The organism is Vallitalea okinawensis (assembly GCF_002964605.1).
GTDB classification, from domain to species: Bacteria; Bacillota; Clostridia; order Lachnospirales; family PQDH01; genus Vallitalea_A; species Vallitalea_A okinawensis.
Genome location: NZ_PQDH01000001.1, coordinates 1,012,597 through 1,032,345 on the forward strand (window position 1 = coordinate 1,012,597; position 19,749 = coordinate 1,032,345).

Here is a 19,749-nt window from a genome sequence, read left to right on the forward strand (position 1 = left end):
TACCTCTTAAAATCGATATTTTATACCTAAAATTTTCTCAGAGAAATCCCAAAGTTTTTCAGCTAAACTTTCATCATTTCCTAATCCCTTTATAGATTGAATACTCGCTGCCCCCCATATAAAGTACTTAGGTCCAAATAAAGATTTTGGTTTGACATCTTGTTCCGTTGCTGCTCTAAGAAGTGGTAATACACCTACTTCTACAGGTGATGCAATCATTTTAGAAAAACCACCACCAATACCAACGGATTGCTGTCTTTCAGTTGCAGTTAAACCAGGGTGAGCAGATACTGATACTGCATTTATCCCTGCTTTATCAAATCTTTTTTGAAGCTCTTTCATAAAAAGAACATTAGCTAGTTTACTATCACCATATGATTTACCGCGATTGTACTCTCTTTTATGCCAATCAAAATCATCAAAATCTATAACGCCATATCTATATGCACCACTACTAACAGTTACTATTCTAGCGGCATTGGTCATTTTTATAACAGGTAAAAGAAAACCTGTTAATGCAAAGTGACCTAAATGATTCGTAGCCATATGCATCTCTCTGCCAGTTTTATTATGTCGTAATTTCTCAAGATTAACTACACCTGCATTGTTTAATAATATATCTAGTCTATTATATTGCTCTATGAATTTTTTTGAGAACAATTCAATTTTTTTCATATCTAAAAGATCTAATTCAATCACTTCAACTTTAGCATTTGGAGTTTCTTTTTTTATTCGAGAAATAGCTTCAAGACCTAGTCTTTTACTTCTACAAGCTATTACAACTGTAGCTTCTTTCCCCGCCAAAGCTTTAGCACACTCAAAACCAAGCCCTTTATTTCCACCTGTAACAATAGCAACTTTACCACTTAAATCTGGTATATTATTTATTGTCCACTTGCTCATATAACCTCCACCTCCAAAACATTCACACATGTGCAACTATGACACTAAGTATAGAACTCTATGTGATAAAAGTCAATGAGGTTAATTGAAGTTACTCAAATTCTATATTTTTGTGAAACTATGGTATTAACTTTATTATCAACTCATTTACTGTAATATTTGGATGAATATATCTGCCCCAATTTCTTGATGATCCATACTGAATTGCTTGTTTAGGGCATATTTGTAAACAAGCAGTACATCTCGTACAATTATGGTTCCAATTAGGCTTTGCATGAATCAGATTAATGTTATGTGCAGGACAAACTCGCTTACATAAACCACATCCTATACAACTCTCCTCAACTTCAAACTTTTTATCCGAATGCTTTGGAATAACGATGTGACTTAGTGGAGGAGCAATCAGACTTGCAAAACTACTGTTGACTGGTTTCTTCAATTTATTATTGACTTCGGAAGCTATCATATTGATCTTATGAGCTGAAGTATCGATTGAAATTACCAATTTATCACTAGAAATAGGTGGGTACGATGTTTGATTATTTGATGGCATTGTTATAGTGTATCCTGCATCTACCTTTAATTTTTTTCTTGAAAGAATTCTCCTACCTTGGTCATTGGCACCTGCTGCCAAACCGCCACATGTAGCAATCAAGAAAACATATTTGCTTTCAGGTAACTTAACTCTTGATAAAAAATTACTCACAAGATTTGGTATTGCTCCAAAGTAAACAGGATATACAATACCTATTCTATCAACCTTTTCTGACCTATAATCTAATACTGTTTCACTTGTTATACGAACTAGCTTTGTATCACCAATTCTTTCTCCAATTTGCTTTGATACGTTCAAAGAATTACCTGTTCCAGTAAAATAAAATATTATATTCTGCATATAAACACCGCCATTCATAAATATACTGAGTATGACCCTGTTCTCATTCCCAGAAAGAAATATGACTCTAATCTATTGAAAACATTAATAATATCCAACTTCTAAAATTATATATAATTACTCATTTATTACACTTTTAAATTTATTATAGTGACACATCATCACAAGCCTTTCAATTGTAAAAACTACAAGTAATTTGATATAATGTTACTCACTTTTGTTGCACTTTTAATTGTAGATACGTAAACCTGATTAGTCAATAAATGCATAAGAAGTTACTCGCTATAGCTTATAACGAGTAACTATATCGCTTTATATTTACATATCTGTTGCATACTTAGTATAATAACGTGTATGAGGCATACAACTTTTATAAATAATACGAAGGAGTAGATGATGGAAAAATTATGGAGATTTACAGATATCCTTTCTCTAAAAGGAAAAACTATTCTTGTCACAGGCGGCAATAGTGGACTAGGTTATGAGTCAGTTAAAATGCTTGCTTCGAAACATGCAACTGTCATTTTAGCGAGTCGTTCTTTAGAAAGAGGCGTAAAAGCAAAGGCAAATATTCTAAACGATATCCCGAATGCATCTATAGAAGTTATGAGGTTAGATTTAGGAAGTCTACAATCAATTAAGCAGTTTGCTGAAGCATTTAAGTTAAAGTATAAGCAACTGAACATTTTGCTAAACAATGCTGGCATTATGAATGCCCCTTACGGTAAAACTTCTGATGGATTTGAACAACAAATAGGCATCAATCATCTTGGACATTATGCCTTAACAGGACATTTATTCGAGGTCTTAAAGCAAACACCACAGTCGCGTATCGTTAATATCAGTAGTTTAATGCATAAAAAAGGTATAATTGATTTTGATAGTTTTTTATATGAGAATGGCAAGAGCTATAATCCTCAAGAAGCATATGCCCAGTCAAAACTGGCTAATCTTCTCTTTACTTACTCTCTAAAGAAAAAGGTCAAAGAAGCTCAGTTAAATATTAAAGTTTTAGCTGCACATCCAGGCGGTGCGAAAACAAGCTTAGGAAGGTATTCTAAAGATACTACATCTCGTAAGCTAATAAAAAAAATCATCTATCCCCTTCTAATGCAAAGTGCTACTGATGGTGCTATGCCAGGATTACGAGCTGCACTTGACTCTGATGCAAAAAGTGGCATGTATTTGGGACCATCTGGTTTGTTTGAATCTTCAGGACAACCATATATTTCAAAGGCAGCCCAATCGGCATATGATGATGAAACTGCAGAAAAATTATGGACTATTTCAGAAGAGTTAACTGGTATAACATATATTTTTGAGTAGAAGATATAAAAAGAATTCATAAAGACATATTCTTTTAGTTAGCATTTTCATCACCCACATATATTTTGCATAGAAGTAAGCATAGAAAAAGGCCATCGACATTGTCGACAGCCTGATGCACTCATATCTAATGAGTGCATTTATGAGACTTTATCGAAGCCTCTATATTATTGTAGCAAATCCGTTGCAATCTGCTCAAAATCAATTTTGTTGCTCTCTTTTACCTTTTGGACCCAAGTCGGATTGATCTTGTGATAGCCACTAAACGCTCCACATAAGGCACCGACGATTGACCCATTGGTATCAGCGTCATCACCTATATTAATAGCTGCGATGATTCCTTTTTCAAAATCACCTTTAGCAGCATAAAATATTCCTAATGATAGTGGTATAGATTCGTAACTTTTCATCCCCGCACCTATATACTTATATAAGATATATGAAATCTCTTCTAAGGATTTTTCTTGATGCTTATCGACCAACTGCTTAGCTAATTTAATTCTTGATGATACCGATGGTGCAGGTATATCATAGCCAACTTCTTCGCCTTCTTTTGCTCCTAGATAAGCAGCATCCATTACTTGAGAAGGAGTGCTTTTGCCTTCTACTGATAAAGATATTGCCGCTGCAATAGCACATGCAGAAGCGACGCCAGGCTTACTCCCATGGGAGGGTTTTGCTGATAATATTGCATCTTGTATGGTTTTTTCAACATTACCATGATTGTAGATGCCAATAGGGGCTACTCGCATTGCTCCTCCATTTGTATCGCCAAGTTTACCTTTTTCATAATAGTCTCTGCCTTCAATAATTGCTTCTAAGAAATTTCTTGTACTAGGACCTATGACAGTGGATTCCAGCATCTTGTTATCAATAGCCCATTCCCTCATTTTATTTATAAATAATTCCTCATCAAATCCATCACCATCAATTAATACCGATGATATGATAAGGGTTTCTTCTGTATCATCTGTTATTTCACCCTCGTCCAAGTTGCCATGAGCTACTTGCTCTTCTTTTGGTTTAAGAAATCCCGTAATCTTACCATATACTCTTTTCACCTGATCAGGTGACATAAATGAAGCCGGCATTCCCATAGCATCTCCTATGGCTGCTCCAATTAAACACCCGTATGCCCTATCTATCATATTTAACTCTCCTCTCGAGTACTCATTATTTGTAATAAATCATCCATACCAAATGTTCCATGAGGCTCTAAGAATGTAGTTGCTATGGCACCACATGCACTAGCAATCTTCATAGATTCCTCTATACTCTTTCTATTTATAAGGCTATAAATGAATCCTCCCGCAAAGCTATCCCCAGCTCCAGTCGTATCAATTGCTGAAACACTATAAGGTTCTAATTGATAGTGATTATCCTGGGTATAAACATTGAGTAGTTGCCTACCGTTTTTTATGATAATAAGCTCACTATCGTTTTCTAGACACCACTTATGAAACTCTTTCTTTATATTTAACTTATTTATTATTTTATCCACTTCAGTTTTATTTGGAATCATAATGTGTGCTAACTTCAAAACTGACTTTAAGAAATCAATGTCCATGGTATCAACAAGTGATCCAGGATCAAATACAATTTTTGTTCCATTTCTCTTTAGCTGACGTAACAAAGCTAGTTTTTCATCTTTGTATTGACTATTTAGTAAATAATAACCTGTAACGTAGGCATAAGACATATTACCCAGTAAATCTTCAGTTAGTATTTGATCCGTTAGAGTTTCTTCGCATCCTTTAAAAGTTAAAAATGTCCTTTCACCTGTTTCATCAAGTAAGGTTAAACAATATCCCGTACTACCATCTTCAGGTTTTATAAATGCTGTGTTAAGTCCCTGTTCTATAAGATAATCCATAATGATCTTACCTCGATGACCATTACCGACTCCTGAAACAATATAGGGATCACACCCTAAATTCCTCAAGGTAATTGCCACATTAATGGAGCAGCCACCTACTTTATCAAAAGAGTTTTTAATGCAAGTATCTTGGCCTCTTTCTGGGTATTGCTCTGTCACAATATAGCTATCAATTATAATGCCACCTAGTAAAAGGACTTTATTGTTAATAAGCATCTTCAGCCCTCCTATTTAGTTTAGATTTCTATTTCTCTTATTCATTTTAGAATAGGAGTAAAGCGAAATAGCTATTATAGTAATCAAATAAGGTAATAATTGAATCAATTGTGGAGGAACATCTAATAGCTGAAGTCTTATAGCTAAAGAGTCAGCCATACCAAATAGGACTGAAGATATTAATACGCCTATAGGAGTACCTCTACCCATGGATTCTGCTGCCATACCAATAAAACCTCGACCTGCGATCATATCTCTCGAGAAGAAGGAAACATAACCTAGTGACATAAATGCCCCACCTAAACCTGCCATGGTACCAGCAACGGTCAGTGCAATGTATTTGTATTTCATAACATTGATACCAACAGAGCGTGCTGATTCTTCATTCTCTCCTACTGTTCTAATTCGTAAACCAGTAGGGGTTTTGTATATGAATATGGCTAAAATACCAACTAAAATCATTGCTAAATAGGTTAAAATATTATGTCCTGATAAGATTTCACCCAAAATGGGGATATCCTTAATCAGTACCAATTCAATATTGGGAACTACCTCATTGTTTAAGCTTTGAGTAGATCCTTTATTACCAGTTAATAAATAGATGACGAAAATGGTTATACCTGTGGCAAAGGTGTTTAATGCAATACCTGCTAAGATAGGTTCACTTTCTAATGTAAGTGTAATATATCCAAAGACCATTGACATCAAAATGCCAATTATTACAGCGAATAAAACGCCTCCTAAAGCAGAATGGGTAAAATAGCTTCCTAATACACCAGCTAAGGCTGAAATAAGCATAATCCCCTCAGTAGCAATAGCATCAATACCACCTTTTCCAAAAACCATACATGCAAGTGCAGCAAATAAAACAGGAGTCATCACTCTTATAGTAGTAAAAACAAAATCCGTTGAAACAATTACATCCACTATTCCATTCATTCAGTCATCACCTTCTTTTCCTCAAAGCTTTTTACTTCTTCTACGATAACCTTCTTTCTGTAATTAGCTAATATCACTTTTGCAGTAATAAGTACTATTACAATACCTTGAATGATCGTTATAATTTCATAAGGAATATCTGTATTTCTTGACATGATATCTGCTCCAGTTCGTAGATAGGCTAAAAAAAGTGCAGCTAAAGGTACATACTTTGCTTTATACCTTGCAACGATGGCTATTAATACTCCATCCCATCCAAATCTAGGCAAGGCTGTATACTGAAATCTCTTATACATTCCGAAAAGTTCTACACTTCCACCTAACCCTGCAAACATCCCTCCAACAAATTGTGACGCCATAATAATCAAACCTGTTTTTAGCCCTGAATATTTTGCCATTTGACCATTCTTACCCACTAAAGTAACTTTATAACCAAAGGATGTTTTATTTAAGATTAGCCAAAGTATAAAAGTACTTGCCATCGCTATAAAAATTCCAATATTGATTCTTGTACCTTCGATAATTCTAGGTAAAAACATACTTTCATCAAACATATAAGAATAAGTTGAATTCATATTAGGATCATAAAAATATTCTGTTATGATGAAAAGTCCGAAAAATAACATCACATAATTGAGCATAAGAGAGGTTACCAATTCATTGGCATTGCATTTAACTTTTAAGAATCCTGGTATAAGGCAAGTTAATCCACCAGCAAGCATGGCACAAAACATAGCAACGATTAAATTCAAAACGGGAGGCAAATCAAACATCAATGCAGAAGCTGTTGCAGCAACACTACCAATAAAGAAGGCGCCCTCCATAGATAAATTAAATAGACCTGCTCTGTATAGCATAACAACTGCTAATCCAGTAAATGTTATAGGAATTGAAGCTTCAACAATATTTCCCATTCGCCTTACAGAAGTAAAAGGACCGATAATAAAATCCTTAATAGCTGTAACAGGTTCTTCACTTACTAAAAATATAATGACAAAAACAATAATCATAGAAGCAAATATGGCTACAAAAACACGCAATAATTCTAGTAAGGTCATTTTATTTATCTTCATCTATTTCTTCACCTCCATTAGTTTGTTTTTTTAGACCAAGCATATATAACCCCAGATTATATTCATCCAGTTCGCTAGCATCTTCAAAGTAACCTGCCACCTTACCTTCATGCATAACCAGAATACTATCACTTAACTCTAGTACTTCGTTTAAGTCGGCTGATATTAAAATAATACCTCGCTCTTTATCCCTCAAATCAATGAGCTTTTTCCATATAAATTCATTTGCTCCAACATCAATACCTCTTGTAGGCTGATTGGCAATCAATAGCTGTGGATCAGCTGACATCTCACGAGCTACTACAACCTTTTGCATATTTCCACCTGATAGCATACTAACCTCTTGGTTCATATTTCTGCAAAGGATTGCAAAATCTTTTATTAAGTGATTAGCTAATTCTCTGATTTTCTTCATACTTAATAAGCCTTTTTCTTTTAAGTGAGCTTTATCTATTCGATCAGAGATAAGATTTTCCCAAATACTAACCTTAGTAGCCACCCCTGTGGTCATTCTATCTTCAGGAATAAAAGAAATTCCTGATTCTCTAATTTCTTTGATGCTATTATCGAGAAGGTTTTTATTATTAAATAATATCTTACCTTTTACATTCTGATTTAAACCAAATATACAATCTGCAAGTTCTTTTTGCCCATTTCCTTCAACACCAGCAATTCCAAGTATTTGTCCTTTTTTGACCTTGAAAGATACATCATTAACCACTTTCTTTTTCTCACTGTTAATATAAGTGATATTTTGAACATCTAATAAGGCTTCTCCAAAATTAGGTTCAGATTTATTAACCTTTAATACAACTTCTCTACCTACCATAAATTTTGAAATTTCTTCTTCAGTTGAATCAGCTACATCCATTGTACCTACGGAACGTCCACCTCTAAGTACTGTAATACGGTCACAAATTCTTCTTACCTCTTTTATCTTATGAGATATGAAAATGACAGTATGGCCAGCTTCTTTTAATAAAAGTAATTGCTCAAAAAGTTCTTCTGTTTCCTGTGGTGTTAACACTGCTGTAGGTTCATCTAATATTAAAAGCTTAGCACCCCTTGCAAGTACTTTAATAATTTCAACTTTTTGTTTAAGTCCTACAGATAAATTTGATATTTTAGCAGCTGGGTCTACTTTTAAATTGTACTTTTCAGCTACATCTTTAACCATTTCATAAGCTTTCTTATTATCTATAATAAATCCCTTTTTAGGTTCCATCCCCATAACAACATTTTCATAAACTTTCAAAGAATCAACAAGCATAAAATGTTGATGTACCATTCCTATTCCAAGGTCAATAGCTTGTTGAGAATTAAGCTTAGTAATCTCTTGCCCTCTAAAGTAAATAGAGCCGCTATCCATACCTTGAGCTCCAAACAGGATTTTCATAAGAGTACTTTTACCTGCCCCATTTTCACCCATTAGGGCGTGGATTTCACCTTTTCGAACTGAAAAATTGACATCTTTATTGGCCATTACTCCATTGGAATATATTTTAGTAATATTTCGCATACTCAACAGTTCTTTTTCCATTCTATTTCACCCCACTATACCAACCATGTTATTAAATTGAATACTGGATACTTATTAGTATCCAGTATGTCATTTTATTTTTTTCTGATTTAACCCTTAGTAGACTTAATAAGTTTATGGTTTAACAGCATTAACAATCACGTCCACTTCTTCTGCAGGTAATCCTAAAGCAGAAGTGATATCTACACCACCAGCTTCAACTCTTTCTTTTTCTTCTGCAACTTTTGTAGCTATCTCTGCAGGGACATTTTTTTCATAATATTCATTTATTGCGATACCTGCACCGCCTTCTGCAACACCTAAACTTTCAAACTCACCCCATGGTAGTTCACCTTTTTGGTCAAGTTCCATAGCTCTAACTAATGAATTCCCAACCTCTTTAAGCACTGATGTAAGGATAACATTAGCTTTATCCTCATCTACTCCTTTAAATAACATGGCTTGATCAGAATCAACACCAACGATATACTTACCCATTTCCACAGCTGCTTCTACACATCCAAGTCCAGCTTGCTCTGCGGCAGGGAATGTTATATCTACACCCTGAGCAAATTGTGCTAATGCAGTCTCTTTACCTTTTGCAGTATCATCCCATGAACCGATATAAGAAACCATCACTTTAATATCAGGTACTACGGATTGAGCTCCTTCTATATATCCTACTAAAAAGTCACTAATAATTGGATGCTCACTACCTCCAATAAAGCCGATTATTTTTTCTTCATTAGCATATTCCATATCAGATGTTGTTACTAAAGCTGCTAAAACACCAGCCAAATAAGATCCCTCATTTTGTTTATAACTTATAGAGTAAACATTTTCGTTTAAACCTTTTTCAATTTCTGTATCAAAAAGAATGTACTTTTGATCTGGAAATTCTGTAGCTACTGATTGAACAACTTCTTTAGCATTTGAACCATTTGTGATAATGATATCGTATTTACCTTCTTCGGATAAATCCATAAATGTTGGTTCCCATTTAGTCTGATCTCTACCAATTTCTATGATCTTTGTTTCAAAACCTAATTTTTCTTCAATCATTTTAATACCATTAGCAGCAGAATCATTAAATGATTTATCACCTAATTGACCCGTTACTACAAAGACTACGCTTGGTGTATTATTTTCTGATTGTACATTACTGCCTTCTGTCTCATTTGCATTCTGATTACTATTATCTTTACTACTAGAACATCCCACCATAAACACACTAATAATTAGCATTAATACAATTATTTTTTTCATAATCTCTTCTCCTTTTCCTTCAATACTTAATACTCTCCCATGTAATACTTCTTATGTGTACTATTATTCATATTTACTGAGTTTCTTATTAAAGTAATTGATTTTTACCACTTCTCCTCAGTATGATAATACATATTTAAATCCCAACACTAGGATTTCTAACACCTCCCTTGTGTACTTGTCTATACAAGTTGTAAGTCTAAAAAAATTTACACCTCCTAGATTGGTTGAGATCTCTTACTTTGGCTTAATCAATTCTTGTTAACATCTTAAATTCAACATTTGGACTATAAATGATATTGACTCTTTCAATTTCAATACCTTCATCACTAAATACTGTTCCTTTTACTTGAAGTAAGGGCGTGTCCTCTTTATAGCTAAAGATTTCTTTAGTCTTAGGCGTACTTAACATAGGATATACTCCCAGTTCAACTCGAGCTGGATTAATATGATAATCAGTCTTTATCGTGTTATATATTGAGGCTTTTGAAAAATCATTGTTATCAATATTAGGAAACAGATCTAATGGCAAAAAAGATGTATCAATAGTCAAGTATTCAACTTCATCTTCTTTAACCCCTCTAGCTCTAACTATTTTATAAAATGGTCTACCATCCATAGTTAGAAATTCTTCATCAAGAATCTTTGATATTGGAGACTTATTTTTTTTCTTTAAAAAATCAGTAAATCCTCCAAAATTCCATATACTATAATTAACTTTTCTAAGACTTACAAAAGTCCCTTTACCATGTTCCCTTCTTAGAAGACCTTCATCGACTAAATTTGAAATAGCCTTTCTAACAGTAGTTCTGGTTATATCATACTTTTTACTAAGTTGGGTTTCTGAAGGTATAAGTTCATCCTGTTGATATTCACCTTTTAGAATATCCTCTTTAATGATTCGTTGTAATTGTATATAAAGAGGAACGACATCATTTTTATTTAACATACAATTTTCCCACCTTGTCTGGTTGTGTATACATGTTAATAAGATATAATAAACAATTTTCTTAAATCTATAGTAACAATTATTATGCTATTTGTCAACTTTTTAATTTGACATTCGTATTGTTAACTTGTGACAATAACAATTATTATGACTTTTGATACTGCAGAAAACAATGTTGCTTTTGCATAAATCCAAAGCTCATTAATCAATTGACCGCTATAAAAAACGAGCATAATCTACTCATATTTTTCAAAAAATCCTTTTATAATGTATTACAAATAAGCCTAAGAATCATGCTCTACACAATGGTTATAAAATATAATTATAATCAAATTTTATTTATTACTATGAATAATTTTATGAGAAAATAAATCATCAGGAGGGATTTAGATGATTTTAAAAACTAAGGAGTTCTTAACTCTTACGGTAGAAGATATAAAAGGAATTCATAGGGACATAACTCTATTATTAGAGAAAAAATATAGTATTGTCATTACACATATAAAAGAAATTGAAGATGGACAAAATCTTAATTTTTTCATGGAAGGTTATTATAAAGATAATAAAAATAATATCAAGTTATTTCTCAAAATAATCTCAAAGGATGGTTATCCGGATATAGCTACCCTCTACAAGTGCTACGGACTCCTCAACTCTATCGGCTTAAACTATTATAATATCATTCATCATGATACAAGTAATGGAATCACACCCTATGGTTTCATTGCACAAGAGTGGATCGAAGGCAAAGTTCGAACTTCCAATAATGATATCGAGCCGACATTTAATCAAGATATGGATATCCCGTGGCTTAGAGATTATGCTAATGTTTTAAAACAAATTCATTCCATTAAATTCGATTACTTTGGTGATCTTAATGGCAATGTTAAATTTGACAGTATTCATGAATATTATGACAACATAGAAGAAGTTGTACGTTGGTCTTTTGGCAATGTTAAAGATGATGGTATCCATCTTAAAGAGCTGGTGGAACATGAAATTTTTGATGAGGATTTCTTAACCTATGTTTTAACAAGTATTCGTAAGCTGAGTCAAAAAATAACTCCAAAGCAAAGTGTTCTAATCTATGGCGATATGTTTCAATCCAATATTGTCTATTATGGTGATGAGCCAAGAATAATTGATTGGGATGAATGTAGAGCAAATTGGTGGGTATACGAAATAGCGCGAACAACTTATTATGCTGATAGTCCTACTCTTGCAACGAAGTTTATAGAATACTATCAACCTGAGGAATCAATGGAAGAAATCGATATTGGTATTAGGATTGAGCATGTGAAACAACATCTTAGAAGATTGTGTATTATGTGTATGAATAGGGAGAAGGATCATGAGCTTATGGTAAAAGTCGAAAGTATGAAGTTTAATATAATTGATCGATTGGAAAATAAATACTTGTCTAGGTAGACCAGAGAAACTATATGGTACGTAATATCAGACTTTATTATGTACCATATAAGGTAACCTAACCTCAAATATAGTTCTACTCTCTCTGCTTTCAACTTCAATGGAGCCATTATGCTTTTCTACTATATTCTTTGCTATTGTTAGCCCTAGTCCAGAGCCGCTTTTTTGAGTTATACTTTGGTCGCTACGATAAAAATTATCAAAGATATAAGGAATATCCTCTTGTTTAATAGGGTCTCCAAAATTGATAACTCTGATAATCGCTTCTCCATCTTGCTTATGTAGTTCAATATCTAAGTACTTTCCTTCTTTACCATATTTGATAGCATTAATGATAAGATTATTAAGCAATCTAGCTATGAGTATGGGATCAACCATTATATCAACTTTTTCATCGGTGAATTTCAGTCGATACGCCATTTGTGATTCTTCTAAGGTAGGTATGAAACCAATGACCACTTGTTCTATAAGTTCTCCTAGATTAACCTTGTTTTTCTTTATTTTCATTTCACTATTATTTAACTTAGCATACTCAAAAAGGTCATCTACAAGCATTTGAAGGTCTTTGCACTTATTATAAACAATTTGGGTATATTGCTTTAGACACGCCTCATCTTTATATTGATGGTTGATGATTAACTCCATATAACCTCTGACAGATGTCAATGGCGTTCTTATATCGTGGGATACATTGGTGATTAACTGATTCTTTGCTCTTTCCCAATTTCTTTCCTCTTCTATCAGCCTCTTAAGCTGTTCTGACATACTATTGACAGTCTTAGCTAATTCTCCTAAATCATCATTTCTTCGAACCGGAATATTAATTTCTAGATTACCTGATGCTATCTTGTGCAGGTTATGATTAATTTCATCAAGATACTTGATAGAATTACGCGTCAATATCATAAAAAAAGTAATCATCAGTGTAATAAATAAAAGGACGCTGATTATGAAAACAGTAACCATATGTCGGCTTATGAAAACAGCAATCTCATGGTTATAGGATGCAATCAAAGTTACTATTAATAGAATAAACATTACCATTGCTGCCATCATAGAACTTGCTAAAAAAGCAAATAGGAGTTTATATCGAATCGTTGAAAATTTAGTTTTCAATCTTGTAGCCTACCCCCCATACAGTTTCAATTAGTTGTGGGACCTTAGGGTTATCCTCAACTTTCTCTCGTAACCGCCACATATGGACCATAACAGTGTTGTTGGATTCATAATATTTTTCTTCCCAAACCTTTTCAAATATTTCCTCAGCACTAAATACTTTTCCCGGATGAGTTGCTAGCAATAAAAGTATCTTGTATTCTGTGGGGGTTAGATTGACATCTTTATTATAAACCGTAACAACATGATTATTTTTATTAATTGTTAGCTCTTTGATCCTAATAAGATTTTCATCAGTAGCTTCATGGGCTGAATGATTAAGAAACATAAATCGACGTAACTGAGATTTAACTCTAGCTACCAGTTCAAGAGGATTAAATGGTTTGGTCATGTAATCATCTGCTCCAAAGCCCAAACCAATAATCTTGTCCATATCTTGAGATTTAGCACTCAACATGATAATAGGAATACTCCAACGTTCCCTAATTCTTTTACAAACTTCTAAACCATCTATTCCAGGCATCATAATATCTAAAATCACTAACTGAATATTCTCTTTCTCTAGTAGTACTAAGCCTTCTTCTCCATTGAAAGCCTTCAACACTTGATAGCCTTCATTAGATAAAAAGATACCTACTAATTCAGCTATTTCTACTTCATCATCGATCACTAAAATGTTATAATTACTCATGTATGCCTCTCCTACTAATAAGAATTAACAAGAAAAGTGACTATCGTCACGTTTCAAGTATGTGCAGGAAAGTACGATTCCTTGCGAGCAAAATGCGGACTTTCCTACACTGAAAGTTAACATCATTATATCACATAAGGTAAAATATACCTATGCCTTTTACTCTTTAACTTTCATGGGTAACTCTACATAGGAGGCATGCGTCTTATCTCTCATAACTTCAATGACTGGCACTTCATCTGCAGGTATTCTCTGAAAAACTGAGTTGTCCTGTCCTGCTATGGCTATTCTGATTCGATGACCTTTCTTAATTAAAATCGATGTAGCATACATGCCAATACTTAGTTCAGTTATTTCATCTACTCTAAGAAGCTCTCCATCTTTTTCTAAGAAAGAATGCTTGGGATCTAGTGCAACATATTCTAAACTCTCTGTAGTTACCTTTCTGTGGATTACCCTTATTTGGCCTTCGGTTATATAAGTTACCTTACCGTCAGGAGCCACATCTTCAAGATAAACCATAAAAGCCCCATCAGGACAAGTTGAAGAAATGTTTAAGTTGACGATAGGTACTCCTGTTATTTCTACATCTTCCTCAAGAACCTCACTTGTGTAAGTTAAGAGTTTTTTATCCTGGTCATTTCTATCTGGATAGATGATTTCTCCCCCGCCAAGGTTGGTGAGCCATCTATTTTTATCTCCAGTTGAAGCTGTAAAATCTACTGCATAGGTATCCTTCCCTATTGTATCAGTAGGTTTATTTATCATAAGGCTACCATCAGCATGAAAATAGAGTTTACTATATGTGACCCCTTCTACTGGCCAGCTTTCTGTTGTATTCCATTGTTCCTCCCCTAGTGTATAGTAAGTGATTCTTTTATCATCCACCTTTATGCTATCTATATTTTCTTTTAAGTACTTATCAAAAAAAGTTATGACTTCTTTTGTTTGCTCTCTCATAAGCTCTTCTTGAGTAATAGTGCTATCTATATAGGGGTCACAGAGATATTTTCCCCCATGACTCCATGGACCTATGATTAAAGTTTGATTATTATCATAAGTAAGGTATCTTTCTAAAGCTCCATTCACTGTTCCAGCATCCTGCCAGCCAACTCTTATGTAAAAAGGCACTCCAGATGCTTGAATTAGATCTTTGTAGTTATAAGGTGCAAGTGAGTTTATCTTATAATCTCCTATTAAGTTTTCATCAAAATAAGTTGCTTCCTTTAATCGAGTATACATATTCGTATTCTTATGTTCTTCTATAGCTTCTTCCAACATCTCTCCTGATCCATCCTGATCAACTGGTTGGATCCCATTAATAAACAAGGAGTTCATATCATTAGCATCAGTCTTAGCATTCATTATACACCATTCTTTAAGGAAAGTTTCATTTAATATGCCACCGGGCATAGCTAGATGAACTATTGGATTGAAATCCCCATACAGTGTAGCTACAGCTTTCAAAGCTGGGTGATTGGATACAGCTGCTAACTCAGCAGTATTCGCTGAATAGGATATGCCGTAGGTACCAACTCTTTCATTGGACCATGGTTGTTGTACTACCCAATCAATAACTTCACCATAGTCATGGACTTCTTCTTCCGACCACTCGACTATCCTCTTCCCATATGAAGCACCACTTCCTCTTGCATCAAAGCTAACATAGGCATAGTTTGAAAGATGCAATTCATTAACAAAGATTGAGCTATCATCAATAATGCCAAGATTAATTAACGCATTCCCTAAGAAACTAGGTTCATAACTAGATCCATAGCGGGTACATTCAATAATAGCAGGAATTTTTTCATCTCTTTGTAAAGAAGGTGGTAATGTTATTCTCACAGCAATTTTAGTTCCATCATTCATTGTTACGTACGTTGAACTCATTTGCGTATACCCTGCCAGTGTTGTCATGTTAGAAGGTGACATAAGGCCTGCAATCAGAAAAGTTACAACTAAAGCTGTTGAGATTAGACATATGCTCACCTTCAATATTTGCATTAATATCCTAGATCTTTTTACTTTCATAGATCATCACTCCTCCTAAAGTCTTTATTGATTACTTTGAATTTATCATAGAATACTGAACTGTACTTAACTTATTACTTAAGGATATCTTACGATTTTCTTACAATGTAATTTATTATCTTAAATATCATCTTAGTATGCTATAATAGTACTATTCGAAAAAATGAGGATAACACATTTGTAAGGAAATGAAGGAGGATTTGTGGATGCAAACAAATGATCATATGGTGTTACTCAAAGATATTCCTAGGTATAAACAATGGGTAAAAATTGAATTAGTGAACAAGGGTTGGTCTGATGATCAAAAGTATAAGATTACTGATTCACGAGATAAGCTGTTATTACTACGTTTATCAGATATTAATGAATATCAGCGTAAACAAGAAGAGTATGACATGATGACTAAGGCATCAAGGTTAGGTATCCCCATGTCCATGCCTCTTGATTTTGGTATTTGCGGAGAAGGTACTAAGGTTTACACACTTTTGACTTGGATTGAAGGTGTTGATGCTGAAGATCAATTACCGACGATGTCTGTGGAAGAACAATATCAAATGGGAGTCAAAGCTGGAGAGATACTGAGAAAGATTCACTCCCTTAAGCCAGAAAAAGATGTTGAACCGTGGACTGATACATACAATCCAAAGATCGATCGTGTAATTAAAAGATACATCGGTTGCTCTGTTAAAGTAGACCATGATGATATGGTATTGGCTTATCTAGCAGAAAATCGTCATCTACTAGAAGATCGCCCTATAACCTTCCAGCATGGTGATTATCACATTGGAAATATGTTAATTACACCCAATGATGAGTTAAGCATTATAGACTTTAATCGATGCAGCTATGGTGATCCTTGGGAAGAGTACGACCGCTATTCTTTTACATGGGATACCAGCCCAGCATTTGCCAATGGACAATTGCATAGTTACTTTAATGATCAGGTCCCTGATGAATTTTTTCGTCTCTTAGCTTTATATAATGCTAGGAACATTATTGCATCTATTCCCTGGGCTATTCCTTTTGGTGAAGAAGATGTTAATCATATGATTAAATTAGCTCAAAAGATAATCCATAGCTATCAAGGCTTTGAAACATATATACCTAATTGGTACCAAGAACCTGAAAAGAGGAAATGAAGTCCATCAACTTCATTTCCTCTTCTTTTTATACTTTCCTATTAAATATCATACATATCGTATACTATGCAATCTTATTAAGATCAATTAATTGGTTGCATGGGAACGTATGAATTTTTCCATTTACTTTAACGATACATTCTTTTTTAGCAGAGATGACTTTTAAATAAGTAATTTTATGACTCTTCCATTTAAAGTCAAGAGTGTAATTCCCTCGTGCTTTGATTCCTAACAGTTCACCCTTATCCCATGAATTAGGTAAAGCAGGGAGTAGTTCAATATAATCCTTATGACTTTGAATCAACATCTCACCAATGGCAGCTGTTATACCGCAATTACCATCGATCTGAAATGGAGGATGTGCGCATAATAAACTATCATAGACGCCACCATTATAATAATTGACTTCATTACTAGTTATAGGGTTTAAATACCGTTTCAATAGGTTGAAGGCTTTATCACCGTCCTTTAACCTTGCCCAGTATAATACCTTCCACGCTATGCTCCATCCCGTGCCATCATCACCTCTTTGATTTAATGTGACTTTGCATGCTTCTGCTAACTCTGGTGTGGCTTCAACAGTTATCTCATCACTTGGGTATAAAGCAAACAAGTGTGAAACATGTCTATGTACAGGATCCATATCTTCGTAATCTTTGATCCACTCCATCAATTGACCATGCTTACCAATCTGATAAGGTCGTAACTTACTTAACGTATCATTTATTTTGAATTGCAATGCTGGGTCCTGTCCAAGTATTTTTAGCCCCTCTAGGACACTCTTGAACAATTTCCTGATAATCCCTATATCCATTGTTGTACTAATACTTGCAGCTACATTCTTTCCATCTTTCCAAACATAATGATTTTCGGGAGATGTAGATGGAATGGTTTCTAGCTGACCTTTATCATTTTCTGTAAGCCAATCTAAATAGAATATAACAGAATCCTTCATTATTGGCATAGCCTTTTCTCTAAGAAATACTAGATCTTCTGTATATAAGTAATGTTCCCACAAATGAATACTCAACCAACCTGAACTCATAGGCCAGAAAGCTGCTTGTACAAGTTTCGTAGGTTTATATAGTCCTACTGGTGACGTATGTCCCCATAAATCAATATTGTGGTGTGAAACCCATCCCTCACAATCATAATGTTCCTTTGCAGTAATTCGTCCTGCTTTATGTATGATCTCTAATAAGTCAAATAAGGGCTCATGACATTCACTGAGGTTACACATTTCTACAGGCCAATAGTTCATTTGTGTATTGATGTTTACAGTATAGTTAGATTGCCAAATGGGTCTAATGTCTTTGTTCCAAATTCCCTGTAAATTCATAGCTGTACTATTTTCTCTTGAACCACTAATAATAAGGTATCGCCCTAGATTAAATGCTAATGGAATTAAACTCAGCTCATGGCTAGTTTCCTTGAACTGCTGAAGCAATGCATCTGTAGGGCAACTCTTCTCTTCTTCATTGTCTCCTATACTAAAAGATACTCTGTCATAGAGCCTTCTATAATCTTCAATATGGTTGTCTCGTATCGTCTTATAGGGCAGGAGTAACTTTTCTCTTAAGCGTTCATGGCATGTTGTTAGATAGTTATAATCGTCTCCCTTTTTAAAGTTGGTATCGCCTGTTAAATAAACTGTTGCATAGCTAGCTGTGCTAATAGACAGAGTATTATCTCTATGAACAATCACTCCATCTGTATCCACAACTAATGCTAATGCAAATCTTATTCCCGGGCGATCGTCATAGTAATGGGCTACCTCTTTGTTATTTGAAAATCGCTGTTCCACATAGGATGGCGCTAAACCATCAAGGGTTATCCTATTTCCCTGAGTAGTTATTTGATGTTTTAATTGTGAGGTTAAATGAAGGTCAAAATTTAACTCACTGTCCTCAAGTCGTACACCTATAAGTCCATCTGGGTATGAACAAAATATCTCTCTATGATGGTGTTGACCTCTCTCAATTTTTATTAAGGACTGATGTAGATCCAACTGCCTACAATATGTCTCCTCTTTTTGATTCTCCTTATAAAAATCAATCCATAAATCACCAGCTGGCATATAAGTCTCAGAAAAATCCCCTAATAGTTGTTTGCCAATGAAATTATCAGCCTCTTCTAATTTATCTGCTTTTATCAGTTGTCTTGCCGTTTCTACATGGTGAGCATTACCATAAAGATTCTTGTCTTTCCCATAACCCGACCATAATGTATCTAGATTTAAATAGATATGTTCCTGCTCACATCCTCCCATAACCATTCCACCTAGCCATCCGTTACCAATGGCCATTCCTTTTTCCCAAGAGTCTGCCGGCTTTTCATACCAAAGTAAATTAACATTATTTCTCATCTCTTTCCTCCTCTAAT

The 19,749-nt window shown here is 34.2% G+C and carries 16 protein-coding genes; 3 read left to right on the plus strand and 13 right to left on the minus strand.

Features of this window, described 5'->3' with window-relative positions:
- Positions 1–6: 6 nt before the first annotated feature.
- Both C1Y58_RS04695 and C1Y58_RS04700 read right to left on the minus strand, forming a co-directional pair.
- Positions 7–903: an oxidoreductase gene (locus C1Y58_RS04695; protein WP_105614818.1), complete on the minus strand. Its 897-nt coding sequence runs from the start codon at positions 901–903 to the stop codon at positions 7–9.
- Between the two features lie 118 nt (positions 904–1,021).
- Positions 1,022–1,798: an EFR1 family ferrodoxin gene (locus C1Y58_RS04700; RefSeq protein ID WP_157949951.1), complete on the minus strand. Its 777-nt coding sequence runs from the start codon at positions 1,796–1,798 to the stop codon at positions 1,022–1,024.
- A gap of 396 nt (positions 1,799–2,194) precedes the next feature.
- Here C1Y58_RS04700 and C1Y58_RS04705 point away from each other — a divergent pair, with 396 nt between their 5' ends.
- Positions 2,195–3,124 carry an oxidoreductase gene (locus tag C1Y58_RS04705; RefSeq protein WP_207655703.1) on the plus strand — a complete coding sequence of 310 codons (930 nt, stop codon included), beginning with the start codon at positions 2,195–2,197 and terminating at the stop codon, positions 3,122–3,124.
- Positions 3,125–3,291: 167 nt separating this feature from the next.
- On the opposite strand, the gene C1Y58_RS04710 is transcribed toward C1Y58_RS04705, so the two are convergent.
- The 7 genes from C1Y58_RS04710 to C1Y58_RS04740 form a co-directional block, all read right to left on the minus strand.
- On the minus strand, positions 3,292–4,272 hold the full coding sequence (locus C1Y58_RS04710) for an ADP-ribosylglycohydrolase family protein (RefSeq protein ID WP_105614821.1): 981 nt from the start codon (positions 4,270–4,272) through the stop codon (positions 3,292–3,294).
- A gap of 2 nt (positions 4,273–4,274) precedes the next feature.
- Positions 4,275–5,216, minus strand: a complete 942-nt coding sequence (locus C1Y58_RS04715; protein ID WP_105614822.1) for a carbohydrate kinase family protein — start codon at positions 5,214–5,216, stop codon at positions 4,275–4,277.
- 15 nt (positions 5,217–5,231) lie between these two features.
- Positions 5,232–6,155, minus strand: a complete 924-nt coding sequence (locus C1Y58_RS04720) for an ABC transporter permease (RefSeq protein WP_170311518.1) — start codon at positions 6,153–6,155, stop codon at positions 5,232–5,234.
- Positions 6,152–7,228, minus strand: a complete 1,077-nt coding sequence (locus C1Y58_RS04725; protein WP_105614823.1) for an ABC transporter permease — start codon at positions 7,226–7,228, stop codon at positions 6,152–6,154. Before C1Y58_RS04725 ends, C1Y58_RS04720 begins: the two co-directional genes overlap by 4 nt.
- The gene (locus C1Y58_RS04730; RefSeq protein WP_105614824.1) at positions 7,215–8,768 is read right to left on the minus strand and encodes an ABC transporter ATP-binding protein; all 1,554 of its coding nucleotides are present in this window, start codon (positions 8,766–8,768) and stop codon (positions 7,215–7,217) included. The genes C1Y58_RS04725 and C1Y58_RS04730 overlap by 14 nt, the downstream gene beginning before the upstream one ends.
- Positions 8,769–8,882: 114 nt before the next feature.
- The gene (locus tag C1Y58_RS04735; RefSeq protein ID WP_105614825.1) at positions 8,883–10,013 is read right to left on the minus strand and encodes a BMP family ABC transporter substrate-binding protein; all 1,131 of its coding nucleotides are present in this window, start codon (positions 10,011–10,013) and stop codon (positions 8,883–8,885) included.
- A 247-nt stretch (positions 10,014–10,260) separates the two neighbouring features.
- Positions 10,261–10,962 (minus strand): GntR family transcriptional regulator, encoded by a 702-nt coding sequence (locus C1Y58_RS04740; protein WP_105614826.1) that lies wholly within the window; start codon positions 10,960–10,962, stop codon positions 10,261–10,263.
- 390 nt (positions 10,963–11,352) lie between these two features.
- Between C1Y58_RS04740 and C1Y58_RS04745 the strand changes: the two genes are divergently transcribed.
- Positions 11,353–12,390, plus strand: coding sequence for a phosphotransferase (locus C1Y58_RS04745; RefSeq protein ID WP_105614827.1), 1,038 nt, complete (start codon positions 11,353–11,355; stop codon positions 12,388–12,390).
- 27 nt (positions 12,391–12,417) lie between these two features.
- Here the strand turns inward: C1Y58_RS04745 and C1Y58_RS04750 are convergent, their stop codons facing one another.
- From C1Y58_RS04750 to C1Y58_RS04760, 3 genes are all read right to left on the minus strand, one after another.
- Entirely contained in the window at positions 12,418–13,506 is a 1,089-nt protein-coding gene (locus tag C1Y58_RS04750) for a sensor histidine kinase (RefSeq protein WP_105614828.1), read from the minus strand.
- Positions 13,496–14,197, minus strand: a complete 702-nt coding sequence (locus tag C1Y58_RS04755) for a response regulator transcription factor (protein WP_105614829.1) — start codon at positions 14,195–14,197, stop codon at positions 13,496–13,498. The genes C1Y58_RS04750 and C1Y58_RS04755 overlap by 11 nt, the downstream gene beginning before the upstream one ends.
- Positions 14,198–14,356: 159 nt before the next feature.
- Entirely contained in the window at positions 14,357–16,228 is a 1,872-nt protein-coding gene (locus C1Y58_RS04760) for a CocE/NonD family hydrolase (protein WP_105614830.1), read from the minus strand.
- 206 nt (positions 16,229–16,434) lie between these two features.
- Between C1Y58_RS04760 and C1Y58_RS04765 the strand changes: the two genes are divergently transcribed.
- Positions 16,435–17,367 (plus strand): aminoglycoside phosphotransferase family protein, encoded by a 933-nt coding sequence (locus C1Y58_RS04765; protein ID WP_207655704.1) that lies wholly within the window; start codon positions 16,435–16,437, stop codon positions 17,365–17,367.
- Positions 17,368–17,431: 64 nt separating this feature from the next.
- Here the strand turns inward: C1Y58_RS04765 and C1Y58_RS04770 are convergent, their stop codons facing one another.
- Entirely contained in the window at positions 17,432–19,732 is a 2,301-nt protein-coding gene (locus C1Y58_RS04770) for a glycoside hydrolase family 95 protein (RefSeq protein WP_105614831.1), read from the minus strand.
- Positions 19,733–19,749 lie beyond the last annotated feature (17 nt).

Excerpts from the sequence above, each read along its gene's own strand:
- C1Y58_RS04695 (WP_105614818.1), bottom strand. The coding sequence starts at position 903 with ATGAGCAAGTGGACAATAAATAATATACCAGATTTAAGTGGTAAAGTT.
- C1Y58_RS04700 (WP_157949951.1), bottom strand. The coding sequence starts at position 1,798 with ATGCAGAATATAATATTTTATTTTACTGGAACAGGTAATTCTTTGAAC.
- C1Y58_RS04705 (WP_207655703.1), top strand. The coding sequence starts at position 2,195 with ATGGAAAAATTATGGAGATTTACAGATATCCTTTCTCTAAAAGGAAAA.
- C1Y58_RS04710 (WP_105614821.1), bottom strand. The coding sequence starts at position 4,272 with ATGATAGATAGGGCATACGGGTGTTTAATTGGAGCAGCCATAGGAGAT.
- C1Y58_RS04715 (WP_105614822.1), bottom strand. The coding sequence starts at position 5,216 with ATGCTTATTAACAATAAAGTCCTTTTACTAGGTGGCATTATAATTGAT.
- C1Y58_RS04720 (WP_170311518.1), bottom strand. The coding sequence starts at position 6,155 with ATGAATGGAATAGTGGATGTAATTGTTTCAACGGATTTTGTTTTTACT.
- C1Y58_RS04725 (WP_105614823.1), bottom strand. The coding sequence starts at position 7,228 with ATGAAGATAAATAAAATGACCTTACTAGAATTATTGCGTGTTTTTGTA.
- C1Y58_RS04730 (WP_105614824.1), bottom strand. The coding sequence starts at position 8,768 with ATGGAAAAAGAACTGTTGAGTATGCGAAATATTACTAAAATATATTCC.
- C1Y58_RS04735 (WP_105614825.1), bottom strand. The coding sequence starts at position 10,013 with ATGAAAAAAATAATTGTATTAATGCTAATTATTAGTGTGTTTATGGTG.
- C1Y58_RS04740 (WP_105614826.1), bottom strand. The coding sequence starts at position 10,962 with ATGTTAAATAAAAATGATGTCGTTCCTCTTTATATACAATTACAACGA.
- C1Y58_RS04745 (WP_105614827.1), top strand. The coding sequence starts at position 11,353 with ATGATTTTAAAAACTAAGGAGTTCTTAACTCTTACGGTAGAAGATATA.
- C1Y58_RS04755 (WP_105614829.1), bottom strand. The coding sequence starts at position 14,197 with ATGAGTAATTATAACATTTTAGTGATCGATGATGAAGTAGAAATAGCT.
- C1Y58_RS04760 (WP_105614830.1), bottom strand. The coding sequence starts at position 16,228 with ATGAAAGTAAAAAGATCTAGGATATTAATGCAAATATTGAAGGTGAGC.
- C1Y58_RS04765 (WP_207655704.1), top strand. The coding sequence starts at position 16,435 with ATGCAAACAAATGATCATATGGTGTTACTCAAAGATATTCCTAGGTAT.
- C1Y58_RS04770 (WP_105614831.1), bottom strand. The coding sequence starts at position 19,732 with ATGAGAAATAATGTTAATTTACTTTGGTATGAAAAGCCGGCAGACTCT.